The sequence below is a fragment of the Acinetobacter sp. GG23 genome (assembly GCF_057766365.1).
The window spans coordinates 341,040-363,802 of the sequence record NZ_JBYMDJ010000003.1; the positions used below are offsets into that span (position 1 = coordinate 341,040).

Consider the following 22,763-nt stretch of genomic DNA (forward strand, 5'->3'; position numbering starts at 1 on the left):
TGAGTGTTTAACCGTATTGCAATGACGTTACTGTGTGTAGCAAGTTTATCTGGTTGTGCAAGTTTCATCTCTGGTGGCACAGGACCAGCCCCGGTAGGAACAGAGAGTGGTGCCCGTTCGCTTGGACAGGTGTTTATTGATTCTTCTATAGAACGTACCGCTAAAATCAATTTATATAAATTAGATAGCCGCTTTAAACAAGCCCGAGTCAATATTGAAAGTTTTCATGGCAATGTCTTACTGACTGGCCAAGTGCCAGATGCCCATTTAAAGCAATTGGCTGAAGATAATGTGCGTGCAATGACGGATGTCAAAACTGTACATAATTATATTACTGTGGGTAACCAAATTGGTTATAGCACCATTATGCAAGATACTACGGTTACAGCCAACACACGTGGGCTGATAATGAAAGCTGCCGTAGTATCGGATAGTAAAGTCCGCATTCACACAGAAGATGGCATTCTATATGTAATGGGACGTTTAAATAGTGCTGAAATCAAGGATCTTAATCAGATACTTGAGCAAGTTGGAAATGTGACTAAAATTATTACCCTGATTGATAATGTTGAAGAATCACGTGCAGTGAATTCAAGTTTTAGCAGTCCTGTGGTGTATGCACAACCTGTTGAACAAACCCCTGTAGCGATTGATCCTGACCAAGCTGAGCCTACGAATGCTCAATAATGTAACTCAATTGGTCAAGAACAAACTGGAACAAAATGTCGCATTGGTGAAAATGTTTTACAAAGATTTTCGCCTTTACGATTTTGGTAGTTATGCATTGAATCGTTTAACTTCCAGAAAGGGCTATTCGGTCATTGAAAATGTTGCTTATGGCTTAAAAGCCCGGCAACGCCTTGATATTTTTACCGCTGAAACACCACGTGAACACCGTCCTTTAATTGTATTTGTACATGGCGGGGCGTGGTTACATGGAGATAAAAAAGATTATCGTTTTGTCGGTGAAGCCTTTGCGAAGGAGGGCTATGATGTTGCGGTGATCAATTATCATCTTGCACCAGAACATGTATTTCCCAGTTATATTGATGACCTGAGCCTGGCATTAAACTATCTGAACCAACATCAATCTAAACTGAATATTCGGACTGAAAAAATCGTGTTGATGGGGCATTCGGCTGGCGCATTTAATGTCATGTCGGCACTGTATCATCCAAAGCCATATACCTTGCACTGTCGTGCCCAAATTCAGGCGATTATTGGATTATCTGGGCCTTATCATTTTGATTATAAAGATGATCCATTATGTGCAGATGCGTTTGATCAGAGCGTGCCTTATCAACATGTGATGCCATATTATTTTATTGAACCGAACACAGTGAAGCATTACCTGTTTTTAGCAGCGAATGATCAAGTGGTTGGTCATAATAATTCAAAAGATTTGCATCGTATTTTGCAGGAAAAGGGCAATCATAGCCAAATGATTACCATCCCAGGTACGGGGCATATTTCCATTATGGGATCGGTTTCGAGTTTGTTTAGCCGCTTTTTTCAGACCAAGAAACAAATTTTAGCGGCTTTGGATGAAGCGCTAAACCCCTAGCTTACAACCATTCACGAGTGTCATCTGCAACAGGGTGACCTTCGGTAATGTGTTTAATCATTGCGTAAGCAATACTGCCTTTAAAAGGGATTTCCGGCAGTTGATCGAGTTTAAAAAACTGTGCATCGCTAATTTCTTCTTCTTGAAGCTTGATGTCACCAGAAGCATATTCAGCACGGAAAGCGAGCATTAAATTACTCGGAAATGGCCAGGGTTGACTGGCAAGATATTGTACATTTTTTACTTTTAATCCGACTTCCTCAAAGGTTTCACGGCGTACTGCTTCTTCTAAAGTTTCTCCAACTTCGACAAAACCAGCAATCAGACCATACATATTGGTTTTGTTTTTTGCATTTTTAGCCAGCAAGATTTCGTCATCACCGCGTGTGATTACCGTGATTACGCAAGGCTGTACTCGCGGATATTGATGGTAGCGACAAGCAGGGCAAATCATGGCATATTCAGTCTGATGTGCTTCTGTCTGATGTCCGCAGTGGCTACAGAATTTATGGTTTTTACGCCATTCTAAAAGTTGAATTGCACGACTGGCATGTTCGAATTGCTTGGTATTCCAAAGTGTCAATAGCTGACGGATGGGAACCAACTGCAAGCCCTGAGGAATAGGTTCGTGTTCGAGAAGATCACGGGCAATCACTTGATCACCCGTGTTGAAGTGAAGATCACTTGCTAAACGTTCTACTCGAGGAAGTTGAAAGTTTTCATCCACTAACAGTTGATGTTGATGAAAAATATAAGCAAGTGATAATTCAGACATTAGGCAACAGTTTTCAGTTTTTCGCTACTTTCCAATGCTACATTAAACATTGACTGCAATACAGGTTGTTTGTATTTTAAATTGTCAATCATCATATCAGCACTGGCTAAAGTGTCGAGAGTATGATTGATTTGTTCAGCATTAATCACTGTTGAACTTTCAATTTGCTGCTGAATAAAGTCTGCTGCAGTTTTTAATGCAGTTTGACCTGCCTCAGCATTTAGGAACAAGAGTGCGCCACCAATTTCACGCAATTGCGTCGGCGTATTTTCTACAGTTGCCAAATTGTTGTCTTGTAAGTATTGCATCAGAGTTTGGCTGGAAAGGTCAATCACAGCTTTAGTTTCATTCAGCAAAGCAGCATGTGCTTCATCTAAACGGTCTAAAGAGATATTCATGTTATGCACACGAAGCTGTAAACGGCTTGAGGTGTGATGACGTTCCAATACGCCAATTGAATTCATCGCAGATAGAATGCAATTCATCAATTGTTGTGCAAAATCTTCATCTTTTAGCACTTCAGCACTGCTAAGCAAACTGGCTTGACGCGACAAGTCATTAAAGGCTTCATTCAGATTTAACACTTTGAAAATATTAGCAAGACTGGTTAATTTGTCTTGTAACTCTCGCGTTTTTTCTGGGGTCATATTCTGATAGTTGTATTCAATGTCGTTACGAATTTGTGCCATTTCTGTGGTTACAAGTTCACTAATCGTATGCATGGTATCAAAATCGGGACCATAAAGATGACGGCTGAACACTTGTAATTGCGTATCGGTCAGGTGGTCTTCACTCAAATTAAGCTGGCTGCGGATATGCTGCGCAGTCTCATCTTCTTGGCTAATGCACAAACTTAAAATATTGGCTAAATCCGGCAAGCTTGGTTTGAAACGATCAGGAGTAATGAAATATTGCGCAATGTTACGTTCAATGCTAATCAAGGTGCGTAAACGTGGATCATTCAGAAGCAAGTGATCAATTTGGTCAAATGCAACATGCACCAGATTCCAGTATTGCTTGCTTGGCGTATTTTCAGCAAGACCTGCTAAATATGCACCGACCAATTTAATGGCTTGTAAATCAAATTCAGTTTCTTCCTGCTTAATAAGCTTGTTTAAAGACAGTTTATACAAGCGATGCACATATTTAGATTTTTCTAAGCTCGGTGCTTTAGGAAGCTGGAAGTCAGGGGTGAAGCTATCAATTAATGGCTCAATATGCTGACCTTCAGGGGTAATCGGCTTGCCTAATACAATCTCAAGGCGATTCAGAGTATCAAGCAAAAATTGCGGAATTTTAACTTCACGCAAGCAAATAAATTCGATATAGCGTTTCATCATGGTGGTGCCTTCACTTAAGGCGATCACCTCCTGCGTATTAATTTGCGCAGGATTGCTCATGATTTTACGCATTAACTCGGCAGAATATTGAGCGATTTTAGCCAAGCTTTGCATATCAATCAGCGCAAGTACTTGGGCACATTGCTCAAACTGATTCAGTGCATCATCAATACCAAAAGGTAAAGTTTGATCCTCTGCTAAGCTGCTAACCGCTGATTCGACTAGTTTAATTGAGTTATCAACCTCATTTTTTATTATCAGCAATGCAGTTGGGTCAAAATGAATAGAGGTTTGGTAAGACATGGATCTGCACCTTTCCTAGTGTTTTATCTGTTTATGAGCAGCCGGTTAAGGGCGAAACTTCTTTACATTCAACTATAACTTAACTGTTAAACGTTTAAATACAAAAAACCACTAGAAATGTAGATTTTATTTTGCAAAAAGACAAGCTGTTCCATGTTTTTCTTCAAATTGTTTGACCCATGTCTCATGTGCTTCAAGTTCCTGTTCTGAAGGCAGAATAATAGGAAGCTCGATTTGTACACTTAGACGTGCTGTCTGTGCCTGTTGTTGCTCACTTTCGGTCAAGGTATCCATATCGAAGGAGACTTGACCACCCGTCATCGCTAAATAGACATCAGCTAGAATTTCAGCATCGAGTAAGGCACCGTGAAACGTACGGTCTCGTTGTGGAATTTCATAACGGCGAACCAACGCATCCAGGGAGTTTTTCTGCCCAGGATGTTTGCTTTTCGCCATAGCTAAGGTGTCAGTAACCTTACACACCTCTGATAAAGCCACAAAGCCCGCCCGTTTGAACTCCATATTCAAGAAGTTCATATCGAAGTTGGCGTTATGCGCAATAATTTCTGCGCCTTTTAAATACTCAAAAAGTACATCGGCAATTTCTGCATATACAGGTTTATCTTGCAAGAAGGCATCTGAAATACCATGAATATTCTCAGAATCACCGACTGGTTTTTTCGGATTGATATAAATATGAATGGAGCTACCGGTCAGTTTACGGTTGACCATTTCAATGGCGCCGACCTCAATAATCCGGTCAGTGTCCTGGAAGTAGAAACCGGTGGTTTCCGTATCCAGAATCAGTTGACGCGGACCATGAACCTGTTTGGTTCGTGGCGTAATCATAATATGAGGATGCTCTACGTTTAAAAGGTCAGGCGCAACACTTTCTATAAGCTCATCTTGCACTTCAGCTTCGTCATTCATCTCTTCAGGCTGAATCATTTCTTGTTCTAAGTTTTCTAAAGCTTCAGTATCATCTTGCACATCCGATTCGATTAAATCGAAACCAAAAGGATCATCTAGGAGCCAGTCCTTTTCCACTTTTTTTTTATCTAAAACGACAGTTTGTTCTAATGGTTTTTCTGCTTTTGATGATGCATTTCTCATGGCTTCTAAGGTTTGATCTGCACCTAAGTTGGCGAGTTGATCTGCCATTTCATTGCCTGGGTGTCCAGCATGACCTTTAATCCAGTTCCATTCAATGTCGCGGCCCTGGCAGGTTGCGTCAAGCAATTTCCACAGATCAGGATTTTTAACATCTTTCCAGTTTTTCTTTTTCCAACCATGAATCCACTCGGTAATGCCTTGTTTCACATAGTTGGAATCTGTCCAGATAATCAGTTTAGCATCTGTTGGGCAGAACTTAATCCCTTCAATTGCTGCAGTTAGTTCCATACGGTTGTTGGTGGTTTCCGGTACACCGCCATACAGTTTATGTTCTTCAGTTTCAGTAATGACATATGCACCCCAACCGCCTAAACCTGGATTGCCGCGGCAAGCGCCATCGACATAGAGTGTGATTGTTTGAGTCATATAAACCAAATCCGAACGAGTGAAAGTCAAATTGAACAGCGTCAATAGTATATTGTATAACGCAATTGCACTTTTGAACTGTATAACATGCTTATTTTTTAATTTCTTGTAACATTTATAGTGAAATCGCGCTAAATTATTGCCTTGTGTCTAAGACATGCTTCACTACAATGGCATATCTAAAAAATAAATTTTATACGAGTTGTCTGGATTTCTTTATGTATAAACCAACCGCGATTTTGTGGCAGCCTTTATTACCCAAATTTTTTAAAATTACCGTATTGGGTTCAGCTTTAGCTGCGCTAGGTCTGACTGGCTGTTCCTCGAGCCAAAGTGCAACGCAAGGATCAAAATCGAAACTGGTGGGTTCTGGATATCTGGATGCCAATAGTTTGGACTCTTTGGAAGATTTACTTTCCGCCACAGATATGCGCGCGGTAGAAGGGGATCGTCTGCTTATTTTAAAACACGGTGACGTTTGGAAGCGTATGACCGTAGGTTTTAAAATGGATCAAACCCATTGGGACTCTCGTATTGAAGCGCAGCGCGGTTGGTTTATTTCACGTCAACCGTATTTGGATCGTTTAAGCGCACGTGCTTCACGTTATCTTTATCATACGGTGAAAGAAGCCGAGCGTCGTGGCTTGCCGACTGAACTGGCTTTATTGCCGATTATTGAAAGCTCTTATGACCCAGCTGCAACCAGTAGTGCAGCAGCAGCCGGCATGTGGCAATTCATTCCAAGTACCGGCCGTATTTATGGTTTAAAACAAACCAGTTTATATGATGGTCGCCGTGATGTGGTTGAGTCAACGCGTGCAGCGTATGAGTTCTTAGGTGGCTTGTATAACCAGTTTGGTTCATGGGAATTGGCTTTGGCGGCTTATAATGCAGGTCCGGGTCGTATCCAGCAAGCAATTAACCGTAATAAAGCCGCAGGTTTACCAACAGATTACTGGTCACTGAAATTGCCTCAGGAAACCATGAACTATGTGCCACGCTTTCTTGCAGTTGCACAAATTATTAAAAACCCGAGCGCCTATGGCGTGTCTTTGCCTCCTATTGCCAACCGTCCACACTTTAGAGAAGTGCCTGTTGGTCCGGTAAGCTTAAATGAAATTGCTTCAATTACCGGCTTGAGCCGTGCTGAGCTATATCAGTTAAATCCAGGGCATCGCGGAGATTTGATTGATAGTGAAAGCCCAATGCGGATTATTATTCCGGCAGACCTGAGTCCATCAATTGATGCGCGACTTAAAAAATTATCTTCCAGTTCTGGTGGTTTATGGGCAAGTACTGCCAAACCCTTTACGCCAGAAAAATCTAATCCGCCTGACTTAAACACTCAAGTGATTAATCCGATAAAAACAGCTCCACCCGTATTAACCACGACGACTACAAAAACATCTCAAGCTATTACATCTGCAGCGGTTAAAGCTACGAATCCTGTGACAACAACCTCCACATCAAAGGCACCTCTTTCTACCCCTCAAGGTTCAGCCGCATTGGCATCGTTTGCATCGAATAGCGATATTCCAAGTGCACCACGTATTCCTGTAGCCGTGAATCAAGTAGCAAATGTTAAGCCGATAACCGTTGAGCCGCCATTGTCTTCGGCTGAGCGTGAGCAAATTTTGGCTGCAGTAAGAGCTGAAGGTGAAAATAAAACAGTCGAGCAAGTGCTACAACCTGTAGCCAGCAAAGCTGAACAAGATAAAGTAGTTGCAGAACTTAAAGCCTTGGCACCGCAAGGTACAGAAATTATCGATCCTTTTGACGGTAAAATTAAACTTACCGCGATTCAAACCAGTCAATCTGTAGCAGAGCAACAAGGGAAAGAACTGACCAAAGCTTTTTCTTATCCTAAAGGGGTAGCGGAAAATACCAAAATTGATTCTGACGAAGCGAAACGTAACCAAGGTAAAAACTACGTTAAAACGGATTTAGAAATTGTGGTGGTCGCACCTAAAGGAAAACGCAGTACTTATACTGTACTTCCAGGAGATACCTTGGCTGTTATTGCCATGAAAAATGGCTTGAACTGGCGTGATGTGGCAAAGTGGAATCAGATTGATCCAAACTCAGCGCTTTATGTCGGAACCAGTATTTATCTATATGATGCTAAACCGAAACAGACAGAAACATCTGCCAGCAATAAGTCAAAAGCGCAGCCTGAAAGTTATGTGGTTCAAGCCAATGACAGCTTGACTGGGGTGGCTAGCCAGTTTGGCATGTCAGTTAAACAACTTGCGGATTACAATAATCTATCAGTCAGTAGTAGTTTGCGTGTTGGGCAAAAATTGTCGTTAAAGGAAACGGCGCCAAGTAATTCCGATCTGGCTGAAACTAAAATCAGTAACGCAAAATTCAATGCCAAAGTGAAAACCAAGTCTTATGTGGTCAAACGTGGTGAATATTTAAAACTGATTGCAGACCGTTATGCCTTGTCTAATCAGGAGCTGGCAGATTTAACCAAAGGTTTAACTGCGGGCAGTAGTCTCATAGTGGGGCAGAAAATTAATGTGCCATTACAAGAAGCTGAAACTAAAGTAGAAGCGAAGCAAGAAGAAAAAAATACTGCAGTTAAAGTAGAAACGGCTAGTGTAGAACCATCGTATAAAACTGAAGGCTATCGTGTGCAACGAGGTGATACTTTATCCAGTATTGCTGCACAGTCGAAAATTTCTTTAACTGAATTAGCCCAGCTCAATAAATTATCCAATAGCAGCGGCTTGCAAGTTGGTCAGACCCTTAAAATTCCTGCAGGTTCAACTGTTCCTGAAAATTACACTGTGCAATCGGGTGATAGTTTGTCGGCTATTTCAGCTAAATATAATTTAGGCATGGATTATATTGCCAATATTAATGGCATTAACCGTAATACAGGCTTGCGTGCTGGACAGCGCTTAAAACTCACGGGTGAAGAACCAGCTCCAGCCAAAGTTGAAGCAAAAATTGAAAAAGTGAGCTTCGACAAACAGCCAGATACGCATACTGTAAAATCAGGTGAGACATTAAGCAGTATTGCCAAAAAATATCATTTACAGCTGGATTATTTATCTGCACTAAACGGCTTGACCCGAACTTCAAGTGTGCGTAGTGGGCAACGTTTGAAAATTGAAGGCGATCTTCCAAAGCTAGAAGCTAAAGTGGATGAACCTGTAGCAAAAGCGATGAAATCATCAAAAAATGCTGATGCTTATACTGTGAAACCAGGCGAGTCTTTAAATGTGATTGCCAGTCGGGCCGGAATAACAGTTGCTGAATTGGCATCGTTAAATGATCTAAATGCACGGGCAGGTTTACGTGTCGGTCAGCAGATCATGGTCCCTAAAACAGTGATTGACTATAAAGTCAAACGCGGTGATACCTTGATTGGTCTAGCCAACCGTTATGGTTTGGAAAGCAGCAAACTGGCTGAAATAAACGCGATTCAACCGAATACTCAATTGCGTATCGGTGATGTCATTAAAGTGCCAAACTTATAATTATACGCAAAGACAGGGAGCCATTTCAGATGTCATTTGCTTTCGCAAAACGCTTTGGTTTTGCCTGTGGGGTGAGTCTTCTTACGCAAGGGCTGTGGGCTGCAGTACAGACCACCCCTTATATCGCAATCCATAGCCAGCCGAAATATGCAGGCTTGTCGGTCATGCCTTATGCAAATGCCTATGCTCCAAAAGGCGGTTATTTAAGTACAGCAAGTAATGGCACATTCGATAACCTGAATAGTATGAATGGCAAAGGCAGTTCAACAGAGGGCGTTGATCGTTTGTTTGACTCGCTGATGTCGGCGTCACTGGATGAGCCTGGGGTGATGTATCCACTGTTGGCGGAGAAAGTCACCTTTGATCCAGATAAAACCAAATATGTCATTTTTCATTTAAACCCCAAAGCACGTTTTAGTGATGGCAGTGCAGTGACTGCCGAAGATGTGAAATTTAGTTTCGATGCGTATCAGAACAAGTCTAATCCGGGTTTGCAAATGTATCTGGCAGATTTGGATACAACCGAAGTGTTGTCCAAGTATGCGGTAAAGATGAGTTTTAAGTCTGACAATAATTCAGAAATGCCGCTGATCTTGTCGCAACTGCCCATTTATTCTAAAAAAGATTGGCAGAACAAAGATTTTACCCGGGTCACCATGCAGCCGATTCTAGGTTCGGGACCGTATCTGATTGATCGGATTGATGCTGGTCGCAGTATTACCTACAAACGTAACCCGAATTATTGGGCTAAAGATTTACCGGTCAATAAAGGGCGTTATAACTTTGATCGGTTGAAGTATGTTTATTACCGCAGTCTCGATATTGCTTTTGAAGGTTTTAAGTCCGGTCAATATACCCTGCATGAAGAGTTTACTGCGCGTAAATGGGTTACGGAATATCATTTTCCTGCAGTAAGGACAGGGATGGTAGTAAAATACAGATTCAAGCATCAGAATCCCATTCCGACGCAAAGTTTTGTGTTTAATACTCGCCGTACACCTTTTCAAGACATCAAGTTCCGCCAAGCCATCACTTATGCATACGATTTTGAATGGCAAAATAAAGCCCTGTTTTATGGACAATATCAGCGTTTACAGAGTTACTTTGCCAATAGTGAACTTGAAGCGAAAGGTATCCCAAGTTCAGCGGAGTTTAAGGTTCTCAAACCGTATTTAGCCAAACTCAATCCGATTCAACGTCAGGGTGTCCTGAAAGTCTGGAAATATCCAGGGTCTGATGCCAGTGGTTTTAATCGCAATAATCTGCTGATTGCACGCCAACTTTTATTAAAAGCCGGTTATAGCTTTCAAAAAGGTCGATTGCTTGATTCCAAAGGCAAGCCGATTCAGATTGAGTTTTTAATTCATCAAGACGGTTTACAACGTACGCTGATGCCGTTTGTCCGCAATATGAAACGTTTGGGCGTTGATGTGGCCATTCGTCATGTCGACGTGCCACAGTACATTGAACGTATGCGCAGTAAGGACTTTGACATGACCACCAGTGTGATGCCACAGTCGCTTAATCCGGGGAATGAGCAGGCGCAGTTTTGGGGCAGTGCATCGGCAGATCAGCCCGGCAATTATAATTATGCAGGTATTAAGAATCCGGTGATTGATGCTGTGATTCAGCAGGTGATCCGTGCCCCCAATCGTGAAGAGTTGGTGGTCAGAACCAAGGTGCTGGATCGTTTATTGCGTGCCGGTTATTATCAAATTCCGACCTATGGTAAAGGTGAAAACTGGTTTGCCTACTGGAACATGTATCATCAACCCAAGGTTAAACCCAAGCTTTCAACAGGGATTGACTATTGGTGGAGTGATGCGAAACAAGCAAAAAAAGTCACACATTATTTAGGTCAACAATAAGCAAGAGCACAGGCACAAGGAACGTCGTTTCGATGGGCATATATATATTAAAAAGACTGCTGCTGATTATTCCGACACTGTTTTTCATTTTATTGATTAACTTTGTGGTGATTCAAATTGCACCAGGAGGTCCGGTTGAGCAAGCCATTCAACAAGCAGAAGCTTTTCAGGGGCTAGGTGCGACTGGTGGTGAAACCGCTGCGACCAAAAGCAATTATCAGGGTGCAAAAGGCTTGAGTGAAGAAATGGTCGGGAAGATTAAAGCGCAATATGGTTTTGATCAGCCTGCACCTGAACGCTTCTGGATGATGCTGAAAAGTTATGTCACTTTCGATTTTGGCACCAGTTTTTTTAAAGATAAGCCGGTGACCCAACTGCTCTGGGAAAAAATGCCGGTGTCCTTATCATTAGGATTATGGAGCACTTTGCTGATTTATCTGGTCTCGATTCCTTTAGGTATTAAAAAAGCCCGCCAACATGGCATGCTGTTTGATAAATCTACTTCCATGTTGTTGGCTGTTGGCTATGCGGTGCCTTCTTTTGTCTTTGCGGTTTTGCTAATCGTGTTTTTTGCGGGTGGTTCCTATTTTCAGTGGTTCCCATTACAGGGACTGGTTTCAGAAAATTTTAGTGAACTGAGCGTATTGGGAAAAATTAAAGATTATTTCTGGCATATGACTTTGCCTTTGCTGGCGATGGTGATCGGTGGTTTTGCCAGCCTCACCTATTTAACCAAATATTCGTTTATGGAAGAATTAAATAAACAATATGTCTTGGCGGCGCGCTCTAAAGGTTTAACCGAATCAAGGGTATTATACGGTCACGTATTCCGTAATGCGATGTTGATTGTAATTGCGGGCTTACCGGAAGCGCTGATTGGTATTTTCTTTGTCGGCAACTTGTTTATTGAAATCATCTTTAATTTGGATGGTTTGGGCTTGCTCGGTTTTGAAGCCATTCAACAGCGTGATTATCCAGTGATTTTTGGAACCTTGTTCCTGTTTACCTTGCTGGGTTTGATTCTGCGTTTAATTAGTGATGTGCTATATCAGGTGATTGACCCGCGTATTAATTTTGATTCGCGAGGTGCAGAATAATGTCGCCTTTAATGCATGCGCGCCTGAAACGATTTAAGGAAAATCAACTTGGTTTTGCCTGTTTAATTGTTTTCACGGTCATTTTTGTATTGTCGCTGGCTTCTGAATTAATTGCCAACGATAAACCGCTGTTAGTGAAATATGATCATTCACTTTATGTGCCGGTTTTAAAATCCTATCCGGAAACTACCTTTGGCGGTGTCTTTGAAACCGAAGCCGATTATAAAGATCCAGTGGTACAGCAACTCATTAACGAGAAAGGCTGGGCAGTCTGGCCGCTGATTAAATACTCTTACCAAACACCTAATCTGGAACTGGCGGTTCCGGTACCCTCTGCACCGACTTCCCAAAACTGGTTAGGCACGGATGACCAAGGGCGTGATGTATTGGCGCGGATACTCTATGGTTTGCGTGTGTCGCTGCTGTTTGGTTTTGCTTTGACCATTGCTTCAGCCATTCTCGGAATCGCCGTTGGCGCCATTCAGGGCTATTATGGTGGATGGATTGATCTGCTTGGTCAGCGCATTCTGGAAGTGTGGGGCGGTTTACCGATGCTATTCATGGTGATGATTCTGGTCAGCATGTTTACTCCGAATGTGTACTGGCTGTTTCTGATTATGCTGTTATTCGGCTGGACCACTTTGGTGGGACTGGTTCGTGCTGAATTTTTAAAGGCACGTAATCTGGATTATGTCCGGGCCGCACGCAGTCTGGGTGTGGAAGACCGAACCATTATGCTGCGTCATATCTTGCCGAATGCCATGAGTTCGAGTTTGTCGCAGTTACCGTTTATGTTAACGGCCAATATTACTGCTTTGACCGCCTTAGACTTTTTAGGCTACGGCTTGCCACCGGATGCGGCATCTTTAGGTGAATTATTATTACAAGGTAAATCCAATTTGAATGCACCGTGGTTGGCACTATCGGGCTTCTTTACCTTGGCAATTGTCCTATCTTTATTAATTTATATTGGGGAAGCGACACGTGATGCATTCGATCCAAGACGCCAATAATCCGCAAGCGCTCTTAACTGTAGCGCATCTTAATATTCAGCATCAACAGCAGGTTTTGGTGGATAACCTGAATTTTCAGCTGCATGCAGGTGAAACCATTGCCATTGTCGGTGAAAGTGGTTCCGGTAAGTCAATTAGTAGTATGGCTGTGTTGGGGCTTTTACCGAGCACCTTAAAAATAAAAGGTCAGGCTAGACTAGGCCAACAGGATTTGCTGACCCTTAAAACTGAACAGCTGAGACAAATTCGTGGCCATAAAATTGCCATGATTTTTCAGGAACCGATGACGGCTTTAAATCCGTTGCATCGGGTAGAAAAAATTATTGGTGAAACTTTGTTGCTGCAAGGCTGGTCAAAGCAGAAGACTCAGGCACGTATTATTGAATTGCTGAATGATGTCGGAATTAGCCAGCCTGAAGAGAAATTACGCCGTTATCCGCATGAACTTTCCGGTGGGCAGCGGCAACGGGTGATGATTGCCATGGCATTGGCCTTAGATCCGGATATTCTGATTGCTGATGAGCCCACCACCGCTTTAGATGTCACTTTACAGGCGCAAATATTACATCTGCTTAAATCATTACAGCAAAGCCGCAATATGGCGATGATCTTAATTAGCCATGACCTAAATCTGGTACGTCGCTATGCTGACCAAGTGATTGTAATGAATAAAGGCGTAGTAGAAGAACAGGGCAGCGTTGCGGAAATCTTTAAAAACCCGAAACAGGCCTATACCCGAGATTTGCTGAATCATGATTTTGGCGAAGCAATTCAAATTGCAGACAGTCCCAATATCTTGGCTTTACACAATGTCGCGGTAAAGTTTCCGATTAAGCAAGGATTGCTGAACCGGGTCAAAGAATACTTTGTTGCAGTTGAACCCCTAGATTTGCAGTTGGCACAGGGTGAGTCAATTGGCATTGTCGGCGAAAGTGGTTCGGGTAAAAGTTCGCTGGCTTTGGCGATTACGCGTTTAATTAAAAGTGATGGTGAAATCGTTCTGCTTGGCACAGATTTAAATCAGTGTAATGAAAAGCAGTTACGACCATTGCGTGCCGAGTTTCAGATTGTGTTTCAAGACCCATTTAGCAGTTTAAATCCGCGGCTGAATGTCGAGCAAACCATTGGCGAGGGGTTGGGGTTAAAAAAACTGTCAGCCACAGAAATATCGCAGCGGATTGATGAAGCTTTGGAAAAAGTGGAATTACCCATCAATTTTAGAACGCGTTATCCACATGAATTGTCAGGCGGACAGCGTCAGCGTGTAGCCTTGGCGCGTGCATTGGTATTACGACCGAAGTTACTGATACTGGATGAACCGACCTCGGCACTGGATCGCACCACTCAGCGTGCAATCGTGAAATTGCTCAGACGTTTACAGCAAGAGCACCAGATCAGTTATTTATTTATCAGCCATGATTTACAGGTGGTGAAAGCATTGTGTCAAAAAGTGTTGGTGCTGCGTCATGCCCAAGTAATGGAATTTCAAAGTACAGAACAATTATTTTTAAATCCAAAAACTGAATATACCCGTCAATTGATTGAAGCAAGCCAGTATGTTTAAAATTACTGACAAGTCATATTGTCAGAATTGCTCTTGACGGATTGCATAATCAGTTTAGAGTCTTAGCTCTATATAAATACAAATAAATCAGGATATGAATATGAGCCATCTTGCCGAAGCAATCAGTATTCGAAATACTCCCTTTAAAAATCGCATTATTAAAGGTGCGATGAGTGAAGCCTTGGCAAATGATGCAGGTCAGCCGGGTCAGTTGCATTTGGGTTTGTATGAAGCCTGGGCAAAAGGTGGTCTGGGTTGTGCAATTACCGGTAATGTGATGGTGGACTTCCGTGCCAAAAACGAACCGGGCGTGGTGGTAATTGAGTCAGATCGTGATTTGGTTCAGCTGAAGCAATGGGCAGAGATCGGTAAACAACATGGCATGGTGCAACTGATCCAGTTGTCCCATCCAGGCCGTCAGTGCCCTAAAGGTTTAAATAAAGAAACCGTGGCGCCATCGGCTGTGCCTTTTAGCCCAATGCTTGCGACCACGTTTGGTACACCGCGTGAATTACTTGAAGAGGAAATCCTCGATATTATTCAACGTTTTGCCACCTCTGCTCAAATTTGCGAGAAAGCTGGCTTTGAAGGTGTACAGTTACATGGTGCACATGGTTATCTGATCAGCCAGTTTTTATCGCCATTGACCAACAAGCGTCAGGATCAATGGGGTGGTTCGATTGAAAATCGCATGCGCTTCCTGTTGGAAATTTATAAAGCAGTACGAGCAGTCACTTCGGATCGATTTATCATTTCTGTAAAATTGAATTCAGCGGATTTCCAACGGGGTGGCATTACTGAAGATGAAGTAATTGCAGTCTTTAAAGCGATTGATACAGCGGGAATCGATCTGATCGAAATTTCTGGTGGAACTTATGAAGCACCAGCAATGGCTGGAGCTAAAGCAGATAAACGTAAAATTAGCACCATTGCTCGTGAAGCCTATTTCCTCGATTTTGCGGAGCAGATTCGTCAGCAAGTAAAATGCCATTTGATGGTGACTGGTGGCTTTCGTACGGTAGAAGGGATGAATGCTGCACTGGATAGTGGTGCATGCGATTTTATTGGAATTGCGCGTCCGTTGGCGGTCGAAACTGATTTAACCAATCGTCTGATTGCTGGAGAGGATGTTCGTTATGCGGTGGATAAAATCAAAACGGGTATTCCAATGGTCGATAAAATGGCAATCATGGAAATTATCTGGTATGCCGCACAGTTTAAAGAGATCGCACGAGGCAAACGTCCGAATCCAAAACTCTCGCCACTGAAAGTTTTCTTTAAATATGCTAAAGGTAATATTACGGCCATGATTAAAGGGCGAGTCAACTCACGTCGCAGTGCTTAAGTTTGGATTACCACGCTTTTGACCAATAAGATTTAAACTCTACAGCAGACCATTGACCTTTCTTTATCGCGCTATGAAAGGCGGGTCTGCTTTGGATTTGTTGCAGATAGCACTGAATATTTTGCAGGGATGAAAATTCTGTACTGGCTTGGGTACAAGCCAATAGTGGAAACCATAATAAAAGATCGGCAATGCTGAAATGATTACCGGCTAAATATGGGTGACTTTTTAAATGTTCATTTATCATCAACAAATGCTGCTGCAATGCGTGATTTAAATAACCTCGATCAAAGCCAAACTTTAGAAACTTACTGACCAGTCTCACGGGGAGAGGGGTTCTTGCTACAATTTGAGCAAAAATCTGTTTCAGGGCTAAATCGGGTATAAAAGTCGCTTCAGCAAAATTTTTCCAGTAAAAATATAAATGTGCTTCTTGGCCTGAGAGCAGGGATATACCTAAAGCATTCAATTGATGACTTAAGTAATCGGCAATTGCAGCTGTTTCAGACAGTGTAATGACCTCTGTCAAATCATCATGAAAAATTTGTACAGTCGGAAATTTGATGGGTGGATGATTGCTTTGGAGGGGTGCTAATTCTTGAGTCGGGATATTGGCATCACAAAAGACCACTTCATAATCAAGCTGCAATTCTTCTAATAACCAGAGGATGCGTTGAGAACGTGAATTGGTTTTGTGGAACAAACGAATATACATAAGGTTAAATTTATTATTTTACTGTCTTGAAATTATAAAGCAGAAAGCAATACTAAATTTAAGAATATTTAAAAAAAAGCCTGAGTCATTATGCTCAGGCTTTTTTTGAGATTTTTCAATCTCGAATATGGCGACCCTACGGGGATTCGAACCCCGGTTACCGCCGTGAAAGGGCGATGTCCTAGGCCTCTAGACGATAGGGTCATCTATATGAATTGGCGTCCCCACGGGGATTCGAACCCCGGTTACCGCCGTGAAAGGGCGATGTCCTAGGCCTCTAGACGATGGGGACGTTTCAGAGGTGGGCGTATAATAGGGTGGATACGATACCCTGTCAAACCTTTTTCCGGGATAATCTTTAAAAACTGAATCAAGTGAATAAAAATAAAACAAATAGGTGAAATATACGCTGAAATGCCGTGTTTTTTCAGTTTAAGGCCTCAACAATGCTTTTAATCACATCAGAATGCTGCAAGTAGCCGCTAATATTATGTGGATTATTGATCAGTGTCATAATTGCCTGATTAATAATCGGGGGGTCGAAATTAAAAGGGGCTTCAGAGAGGGGGAAGGCTGTTAAAAAGTCTTCAGGTGAATAAAAATTAAACCAGTCGCCCTGCAGTTGAGGCGGTCGGGAAATCGGTACAACCAGTTTGGCTTGAACCACTTTAAAGGCGAGCGGTGATCCCAGAGTAATAAAACGCTGTAATCTAAAGCTTTTGAATCGATGGAGGAGGTTGTAAGCAATCACAGAACCTAGTGAGTGGGCCACGATAATATGATCTTTGTTGGGAACAAGATGCGACATAATCCTGTGATGTACCTCATGCATAAAATCTGGATTAGATAAATACAGATAAGTTTCAATTAAAAATTTATGAATCAGTGTTTCATGCAGTTTGGGATAATGATTAAGAAACAAGGACAGTTCCCGGAAAGCATGGTCTTTGGTGAGCGCAGAAATGACGGATAAACGTTGGGTAAGCGTTTCAGAATGATTTGGATTAAAAGTGGGTAAAGATGTGACGCAAGGTCTATGTTCTTGATCAATACAGGTATTGTGGCCTAAGTGAAAGGGGAGATGCAGATGTGAAATTGATTTGGGTAAAAATGTGTCTAAATCCAGAGTGTTATACAAGTGATGCTTGCTGAGTAAATCACCATAAAAGGGCAGCTTGATTTCCAGTGAATTAACATCAATATCGTACCCGGAATGGTTTAAACCGATTTGAAATACATTTAACCAGTGTTTTTTTAATGACTTTTCATCATAATTTTGTTGGTTCATACCGTGAATAAAAATGATTTTCATACCGGCTCATGTTTTTTATAGAAGTTATTATCTTTATTTAGCTTAAAAAAAAGAGTGGTACTTGACCACTCTTTTTCTGTGTTAGTTTTGCTTTCGGTAGAAAACATAGTAACTGAGATAACAAGCTGCAATGAAGAGCAGGCACCCAATAAAGCCAGGCAGCATTTCAGGGTCGAATGCCATACTTATTGCCGTGATAAAACAGAACACAAAACCTAAAATGGGCACAATAGGAAACAATGGCGCAGCAAAACCTAAGTCTTTTGCGCTGTGACCCTGTTTATACCACTGACGACGGAAATTGAACTGGCTTAAACAGATACTCATCCATACAATCACCATCGTGAATGCTGCAACACCCAGTAAATTCTTAAAGATAGTCTCTGGGGCAAATTGTTCAGACAATAAACCAGGTAAGGCACCCAGCATGGTGACCACTACGGCCACAAAGGGAATACCGCGATGATTCACTTTAGAGAAAACCGCAGGTAATTGTTTTTTATCAGATAACGACCACATCATACGTGATGCAGCAAATAAACCCGAATTTGCCGCAGACAATAATGCCGTGATAATCACAAAACGAATAATGTCTTCAGCGTATGGAATACCGATATGGGTAAATACAGTAACAAAGGGACTGCTACTGACGCCTTCGGCATTTAGGCCGGCCATTTGATGCGGTAACAGCGCACTGATTACCACGATGGTACCGACAAAGAAAATCAATAAACGCCAAATAGCTGCATTGATGGCTTTAGGGACATTCTTGGCTGGATCTTTGGTTTCACCTGCAGCCACACCAATCAATTCAGTACCAGAGAAGGCAAAATTGACAATCAGCATGGTTGCAAAAATAGGGAACACGCCTTGTGGGAACCAACCTTGAGCGGTTAAGTTGCTAAACAAGGGAGCAGACTCATAACCATTAAAGTTTAAAATGCCAAAAATAGCCAATAGTCCCAGTAAAATAAAGGCAATAACAGTCAATACTTTAACTAAAGATAACCAAAATTCGGATTCGGCAAACCAGCGGGTTGAACTCATATTTAAGCCGAAAACCACCGCAGCAAAAATAATGGTCCATAACCAGACCGATACATGAGGAAACCACTCCTGCATCAGCAATGCAGCAGCAGTAAATTCTGTACCGAGCGTCGCTGCCCAAGTTAACCAGTAAAGCCAAGTTACGGTATACCCGGTACCTGGACCAATATAATTTCGTGCATATGTACCAAAAGAACCCGATTCGGGCATATGTACCGCAAGCTCGCCTAAGCAAAGCATAACAGCGTAGGCAATTAAACCGCCCAATACATAGGAGATGATTGCACCTACAGGCCCCGTTTGTGCAATGACTTCACCCGAACCTAAAAACAAACCTGTTCCGATTGCGCCACCAAGCGAAATCATGACCAGATGTCGAGTACTCATAGCGCGTTTTAAAGGCGCAGAATTGCCCTGATGCGAAGCATCATTCGGAGTATGAGATGACTGCATAAGAGAAAAACAAAAAAGACAAATGAAGCGAGCTATTGTAGTGAAAAACTACAAATCTGCAATGTAATAATGAGAAGTATTGAAGCTTGAATGATCGTATAGCACGATATATGGCGACCCTACGGGGATTCGAACCCCGGTTACCGCCGTGAAAGGGCGATGTCCTAGGCCTCTAGACGATAGGGTCGTTAGGAGGTGATGCGTATATTATGGATTTTTAATGGGGCTGTCAAACCTGGAATTGGATTATTTTTTAAATATTGAATTACTTGCATAAAAAATGACAATTTAAAAAGTAAATTGCACGATAAACAATTCAATTTGAAAATGGTCTGAATATTTTCTTGCCATTAAAATATATTTACATTTAAAAAAGGATGAAGTTAAGAGCTATAAAACCGATAAATTACCCTTTACAGTAAGGCAGGTTGTTAAAATTATGCATTAGTGGTCCGGGGTTTGATATTTTTGTGATTGTTCTTGTGCAGGTATTTGTTTAGGCGTGGCAGAGGAGGATTCACTAGCATGCTCTGCATCTTTGCTGGCGAGATATAAATATACAGCCGAAGGCAGCAAAATCATTAAAACAATAAAAACTTTTTTCAACATACTGGGCATAACCTTCATTTAGAAGCGGTAACGTTAGCATGCAAGCTGCTATAAAAAAAGAGCACCGTAGTGCTCAGGAGTTAAACTGATAAAATTAGAATTTAAAAGTAATATCGGCAATAAAACGACGACCGATTTCTGAGTAGAGTTTGCTATTGTAGACAAATTGATTGTTGCGGTTGGTCAGATTGTTGATGTTCAGGCCAAAAATCGCATCGTAATCTTTACCAATTTTCCAATCATAGGTTGTACGCATATCCCAAGAGAAACGCGGTTTAATTTTTTCCACCACATAGGTGTCCAGCTTCACACCTTCATATTCGACTTTATTGGTTGAACTAATAGCTTGATTGTATTCATTTTTGTAGCTAAAAAAGTGGTAGATTTTTAACGGTAGTGCATTAAAGCCAATATCCCAATTCAGGCGAGCAGCAAAGGGTTGATTGAAGTTAGAGGCGGGGCGGTCTGCATACTGCATGATTTTACCATCATATGACACCAGCTTAGTCATGTCTGTATCAATGGTATTCTCCGTATAGTCTGGTGTGCCACGGACACGTTTATTGTAATCTAAAGCAAGACCAAATTGATGCCAACTCCCTTTGAAATTCAGTGGGTTGACCATATTTATGCTCAGCGCATAGGTGTCTGCACTGCCATAACCATCATTGCCATATTCATATGAATATTTGTAGGTTGAATCTAAAGGGATATCGGTACGGTTACGGGTGATTTCATCTTTATATTCGCGATTTACCCATTTAAGTATCACATTGGTATTTTTAAATTGGCTGTTTAAGCCAAGGATAAATTCATCAGCATAAGGCATATCTAAATCTGTTTTGCGTGTGCTGTTATAAGTCACATTTGGTGATTTGACCCATTCTGAATTTTGATCTGCACGTTTAATGGTATAACTTAAGCCTGCGATTTCACGCTGAAGGTCGGTATTGTAGGTGGGCGCGCTATAATAGCGATTCCAGCCTGTCGTCAGCGTCAATGCATCGTTAGTAAACGGTTTGTAGCTAAAGCTGCTGCGCGGTGCAAAATTTAAGTTATTGTTGGCGCCGTCGTAATCAGCACGAACGCCAAGACGGGCTTTAAATTTATTCCAATTAATCTCATCTTCTACATATAGAAAAGACTGCTCATAGATACCATCAAAAGTGCCTGCCTCATGTAGCGTTCCACTCACATAATATTGACCATTATAAGTATATTCTTGATCTTTATAGGTGAAAGGTGCGGTCACGGCTTCATCACAAAGGCGGTCACCAGCAGCGCATTTTTCGCCATTTAAATTTTTGAGCGTTACTAGATTGGGATTGGTTGAGTGGGTAGTTGCTACATACAAAGATGCAGTATTTGGACGTGACCAAGAGACGTCATCACGCTGATAGCCTGCACCGGCTGAAATTTGATGTACGCTTTGACCCCATTTAAAATGATTGAATATAGCGTCAAATTCATAATTGAAGGATTCTTGTTTTAAGCGGATATCTGTCCCTAGTGAACCTTCTTTTACCTTATCTGTATCTTGCCAGTCCTTGCTGCCTTCAGCATACAGCCAAACTTTACCTTCATCGTCTAACCAATCACGGACATTATCAATTTTTTGATAATTCAATTTGTGTTTGAGTTTAGCCCAGTCGGTTTGCTGATTGAGTTCACCGAAGATCATTAACGAATCATTGGTTACCGTATTTTTTGAATTGCGGCGCGATGCTGTATAGTTATTGTCTTCAAGGTCGCCGAGGGTAAAGCCGAATTTGCCCTTCATTTCGTCATTCGGGGTATAGAAGGCAGTCGCGCCAATATTGCTATTGTGCTTTTTTTGCTCAATGTGTGCTGGGGTATCAAAACCGCTGGCTACCGGAATGACAGAGCGGCGCTCTGAGCCGTATAAATTGATGCCCCATTGTTCAGACAATTTGCTGTACATGTTGGCACTAATACCTTGGCGGGTATATTCGTTTTGGTTGGCCTGAGTGGTTTCGTCTTCAAATAGGTCTTTATCTGCATCTGTTTTTAGGTGATAGCGGGACCAATCGCTTTCCGTATAGTCGTAGCTAATGCTGCCGTGGATTTTACCAATTTCCGTATCAGGTGCACAGGTATCAGCACTGATCACGCCGCCGGTAAAACTACCATATTTTGCGCTGACGTTACTGTCCAATACGTCTAAATTACACAATAAGTCTGTATTGATGGCAACACCTTGAGAACCCGAAGCAAGCTGTCCCGTATAGGAGTTGCCATTGCCTTGTGGATCCAAAATATTAGTATTACTTACACCATTGATGATAAATTTATTCTGAAAAGACTGTGCGCCATGAATTGAAAGTTCGGCGGGTTTTAAATCCGCTTGTGTGCTGGCTGCTAAATGGTCATTTGAGAATTGTACATTCGGATTGACCTTTAAAAAATCAGTGATATTTTTTGAGCTATTCGGTGTTTTTTCTAGATCTTCTTTTGTATAGCGGATGGTTCCTAGGACAACAGTTTTTTCTGCCTGCATCACAATGGGGGTAAGAGGAATAGGTGAATCAATTGATGCAGATGTTGCAGCCTGTGAAAGATCATTAGCGTAAATAGAAGTACTCAGCGCAGTTAATATAGCAAAGCTAAGAGGGGAGTAAGCAAAACGCATATTTATTGGAAAATTATGTAAATCGTAATGCGATAGATTATCATTAACTTTAACAACTTAATCAATAGAAATGAGAATTAT

The 22,763-nt window shown here is 41.8% G+C and carries 16 protein-coding genes and 3 tRNA genes; 8 read left to right on the forward strand and 11 right to left on the reverse strand.

The features are described from left to right. The first annotated feature begins 3 nt into the window (after positions 1 to 3). On the forward strand, positions 4 to 687 hold the full coding sequence (locus AC3CAU_RS07760) for a BON domain-containing protein (protein ID WP_424621475.1): 684 nt from the start codon (positions 4 to 6) through the stop codon (positions 685 to 687). After that, positions 677 to 1,564 carry an alpha/beta hydrolase gene (locus AC3CAU_RS07765; protein WP_131213750.1) on the forward strand — a complete coding sequence of 296 codons (888 nt, stop codon included), beginning with the start codon at positions 677 to 679 and terminating at the stop codon, positions 1,562 to 1,564. The genes AC3CAU_RS07760 and AC3CAU_RS07765 overlap by 11 nt, the downstream gene beginning before the upstream one ends. Position 1,565: 1 nt before the next feature. Here the strand turns inward: AC3CAU_RS07765 and nudC are convergent, their stop codons facing one another. From nudC to dnaQ, 3 genes are all read right to left on the reverse strand, one after another. Next, positions 1,566 to 2,339: an NAD(+) diphosphatase gene (nudC, locus tag AC3CAU_RS07770; protein ID WP_131213748.1), complete on the reverse strand. Its 774-nt coding sequence runs from the start codon at positions 2,337 to 2,339 to the stop codon at positions 1,566 to 1,568. Further along, entirely contained in the window at positions 2,339 to 3,982 is a 1,644-nt protein-coding gene (locus AC3CAU_RS07775) for a chemotaxis protein (protein WP_447054213.1), read from the reverse strand. Before AC3CAU_RS07775 ends, nudC begins: the two co-directional genes overlap by 1 nt. A gap of 126 nt (positions 3,983 to 4,108) precedes the next feature. Next, a complete protein-coding gene (dnaQ, locus tag AC3CAU_RS07780) occupies positions 4,109 to 5,521 on the reverse strand; it encodes a DNA polymerase III subunit epsilon (RefSeq protein ID WP_131213744.1) in 1,413 nt (470 codons plus the stop codon). 218 nt (positions 5,522 to 5,739) lie between these two features. Between dnaQ and AC3CAU_RS07785 the strand changes: the two genes are divergently transcribed. From AC3CAU_RS07785 to AC3CAU_RS07810, 6 genes are all read left to right on the forward strand, one after another. Continuing rightward, complete coding sequence (locus AC3CAU_RS07785) at positions 5,740 to 9,009, forward strand: lytic transglycosylase (protein WP_447054214.1); 3,270 nt, start codon at positions 5,740 to 5,742, stop codon at positions 9,007 to 9,009. A gap of 29 nt (positions 9,010 to 9,038) precedes the next feature. Further along, complete coding sequence (locus tag AC3CAU_RS07790; RefSeq protein WP_447054215.1) at positions 9,039 to 10,877, forward strand: extracellular solute-binding protein; 1,839 nt, start codon at positions 9,039 to 9,041, stop codon at positions 10,875 to 10,877. A 32-nt stretch (positions 10,878 to 10,909) separates the two neighbouring features. Further along, positions 10,910 to 11,974, forward strand: a complete 1,065-nt coding sequence (locus tag AC3CAU_RS07795) for a microcin C ABC transporter permease YejB (RefSeq protein WP_131213738.1) — start codon at positions 10,910 to 10,912, stop codon at positions 11,972 to 11,974. Continuing rightward, a complete protein-coding gene (locus AC3CAU_RS07800; RefSeq protein ID WP_131213736.1) occupies positions 11,974 to 12,987 on the forward strand; it encodes an ABC transporter permease in 1,014 nt (337 codons plus the stop codon). The genes AC3CAU_RS07795 and AC3CAU_RS07800 overlap by 1 nt, the downstream gene beginning before the upstream one ends. Further along, complete coding sequence (locus AC3CAU_RS07805) at positions 12,962 to 14,551, forward strand: ABC transporter ATP-binding protein (protein ID WP_447054368.1); 1,590 nt, start codon at positions 12,962 to 12,964, stop codon at positions 14,549 to 14,551. The genes AC3CAU_RS07800 and AC3CAU_RS07805 overlap by 26 nt, the downstream gene beginning before the upstream one ends. A 100-nt stretch (positions 14,552 to 14,651) precedes the next feature. After that, positions 14,652 to 15,896 carry an NADH:flavin oxidoreductase/NADH oxidase family protein gene (locus AC3CAU_RS07810; protein WP_424619666.1) on the forward strand — a complete coding sequence of 415 codons (1,245 nt, stop codon included), beginning with the start codon at positions 14,652 to 14,654 and terminating at the stop codon, positions 15,894 to 15,896. Positions 15,897 to 15,903: 7 nt separating this feature from the next. Here AC3CAU_RS07810 and AC3CAU_RS07815 read toward each other — a convergent pair whose 3' ends face one another. The 8 genes from AC3CAU_RS07815 to AC3CAU_RS07850 form a co-directional block, all read right to left on the reverse strand. Further along, complete coding sequence (locus AC3CAU_RS07815; RefSeq protein ID WP_447054216.1) at positions 15,904 to 16,611, reverse strand: glutathione S-transferase N-terminal domain-containing protein; 708 nt, start codon at positions 16,609 to 16,611, stop codon at positions 15,904 to 15,906. 128 nt (positions 16,612 to 16,739) lie between these two features. Further along, a tRNA-Glu gene (locus AC3CAU_RS07820) sits at positions 16,740 to 16,815 on the reverse strand. A 12-nt stretch (positions 16,816 to 16,827) separates the two neighbouring features. Continuing rightward, positions 16,828 to 16,903 (reverse strand) — tRNA-Glu (locus AC3CAU_RS07825). Positions 16,904 to 17,038: 135 nt separating this feature from the next. Next, on the reverse strand, positions 17,039 to 17,923 hold the full coding sequence (locus AC3CAU_RS07830; protein ID WP_447054217.1) for a hypothetical protein: 885 nt from the start codon (positions 17,921 to 17,923) through the stop codon (positions 17,039 to 17,041). A gap of 81 nt (positions 17,924 to 18,004) precedes the next feature. Then, positions 18,005 to 19,423 (reverse strand): amino acid permease, encoded by a 1,419-nt coding sequence (locus AC3CAU_RS07835; RefSeq protein WP_447054218.1) that lies wholly within the window; start codon positions 19,421 to 19,423, stop codon positions 18,005 to 18,007. A gap of 111 nt (positions 19,424 to 19,534) precedes the next feature. After that, positions 19,535 to 19,610: transfer RNA gene (locus AC3CAU_RS07840), tRNA-Glu, on the reverse strand. 257 nt (positions 19,611 to 19,867) lie between these two features. Beyond that, entirely contained in the window at positions 19,868 to 20,032 is a 165-nt protein-coding gene (locus AC3CAU_RS07845) for a hypothetical protein (RefSeq protein WP_424618886.1), read from the reverse strand. 94 nt (positions 20,033 to 20,126) lie between these two features. Beyond that, positions 20,127 to 22,682: a TonB-dependent receptor plug domain-containing protein gene (locus AC3CAU_RS07850; RefSeq protein WP_447054219.1), complete on the reverse strand. Its 2,556-nt coding sequence runs from the start codon at positions 22,680 to 22,682 to the stop codon at positions 20,127 to 20,129. Positions 22,683 to 22,763 lie beyond the last annotated feature (81 nt).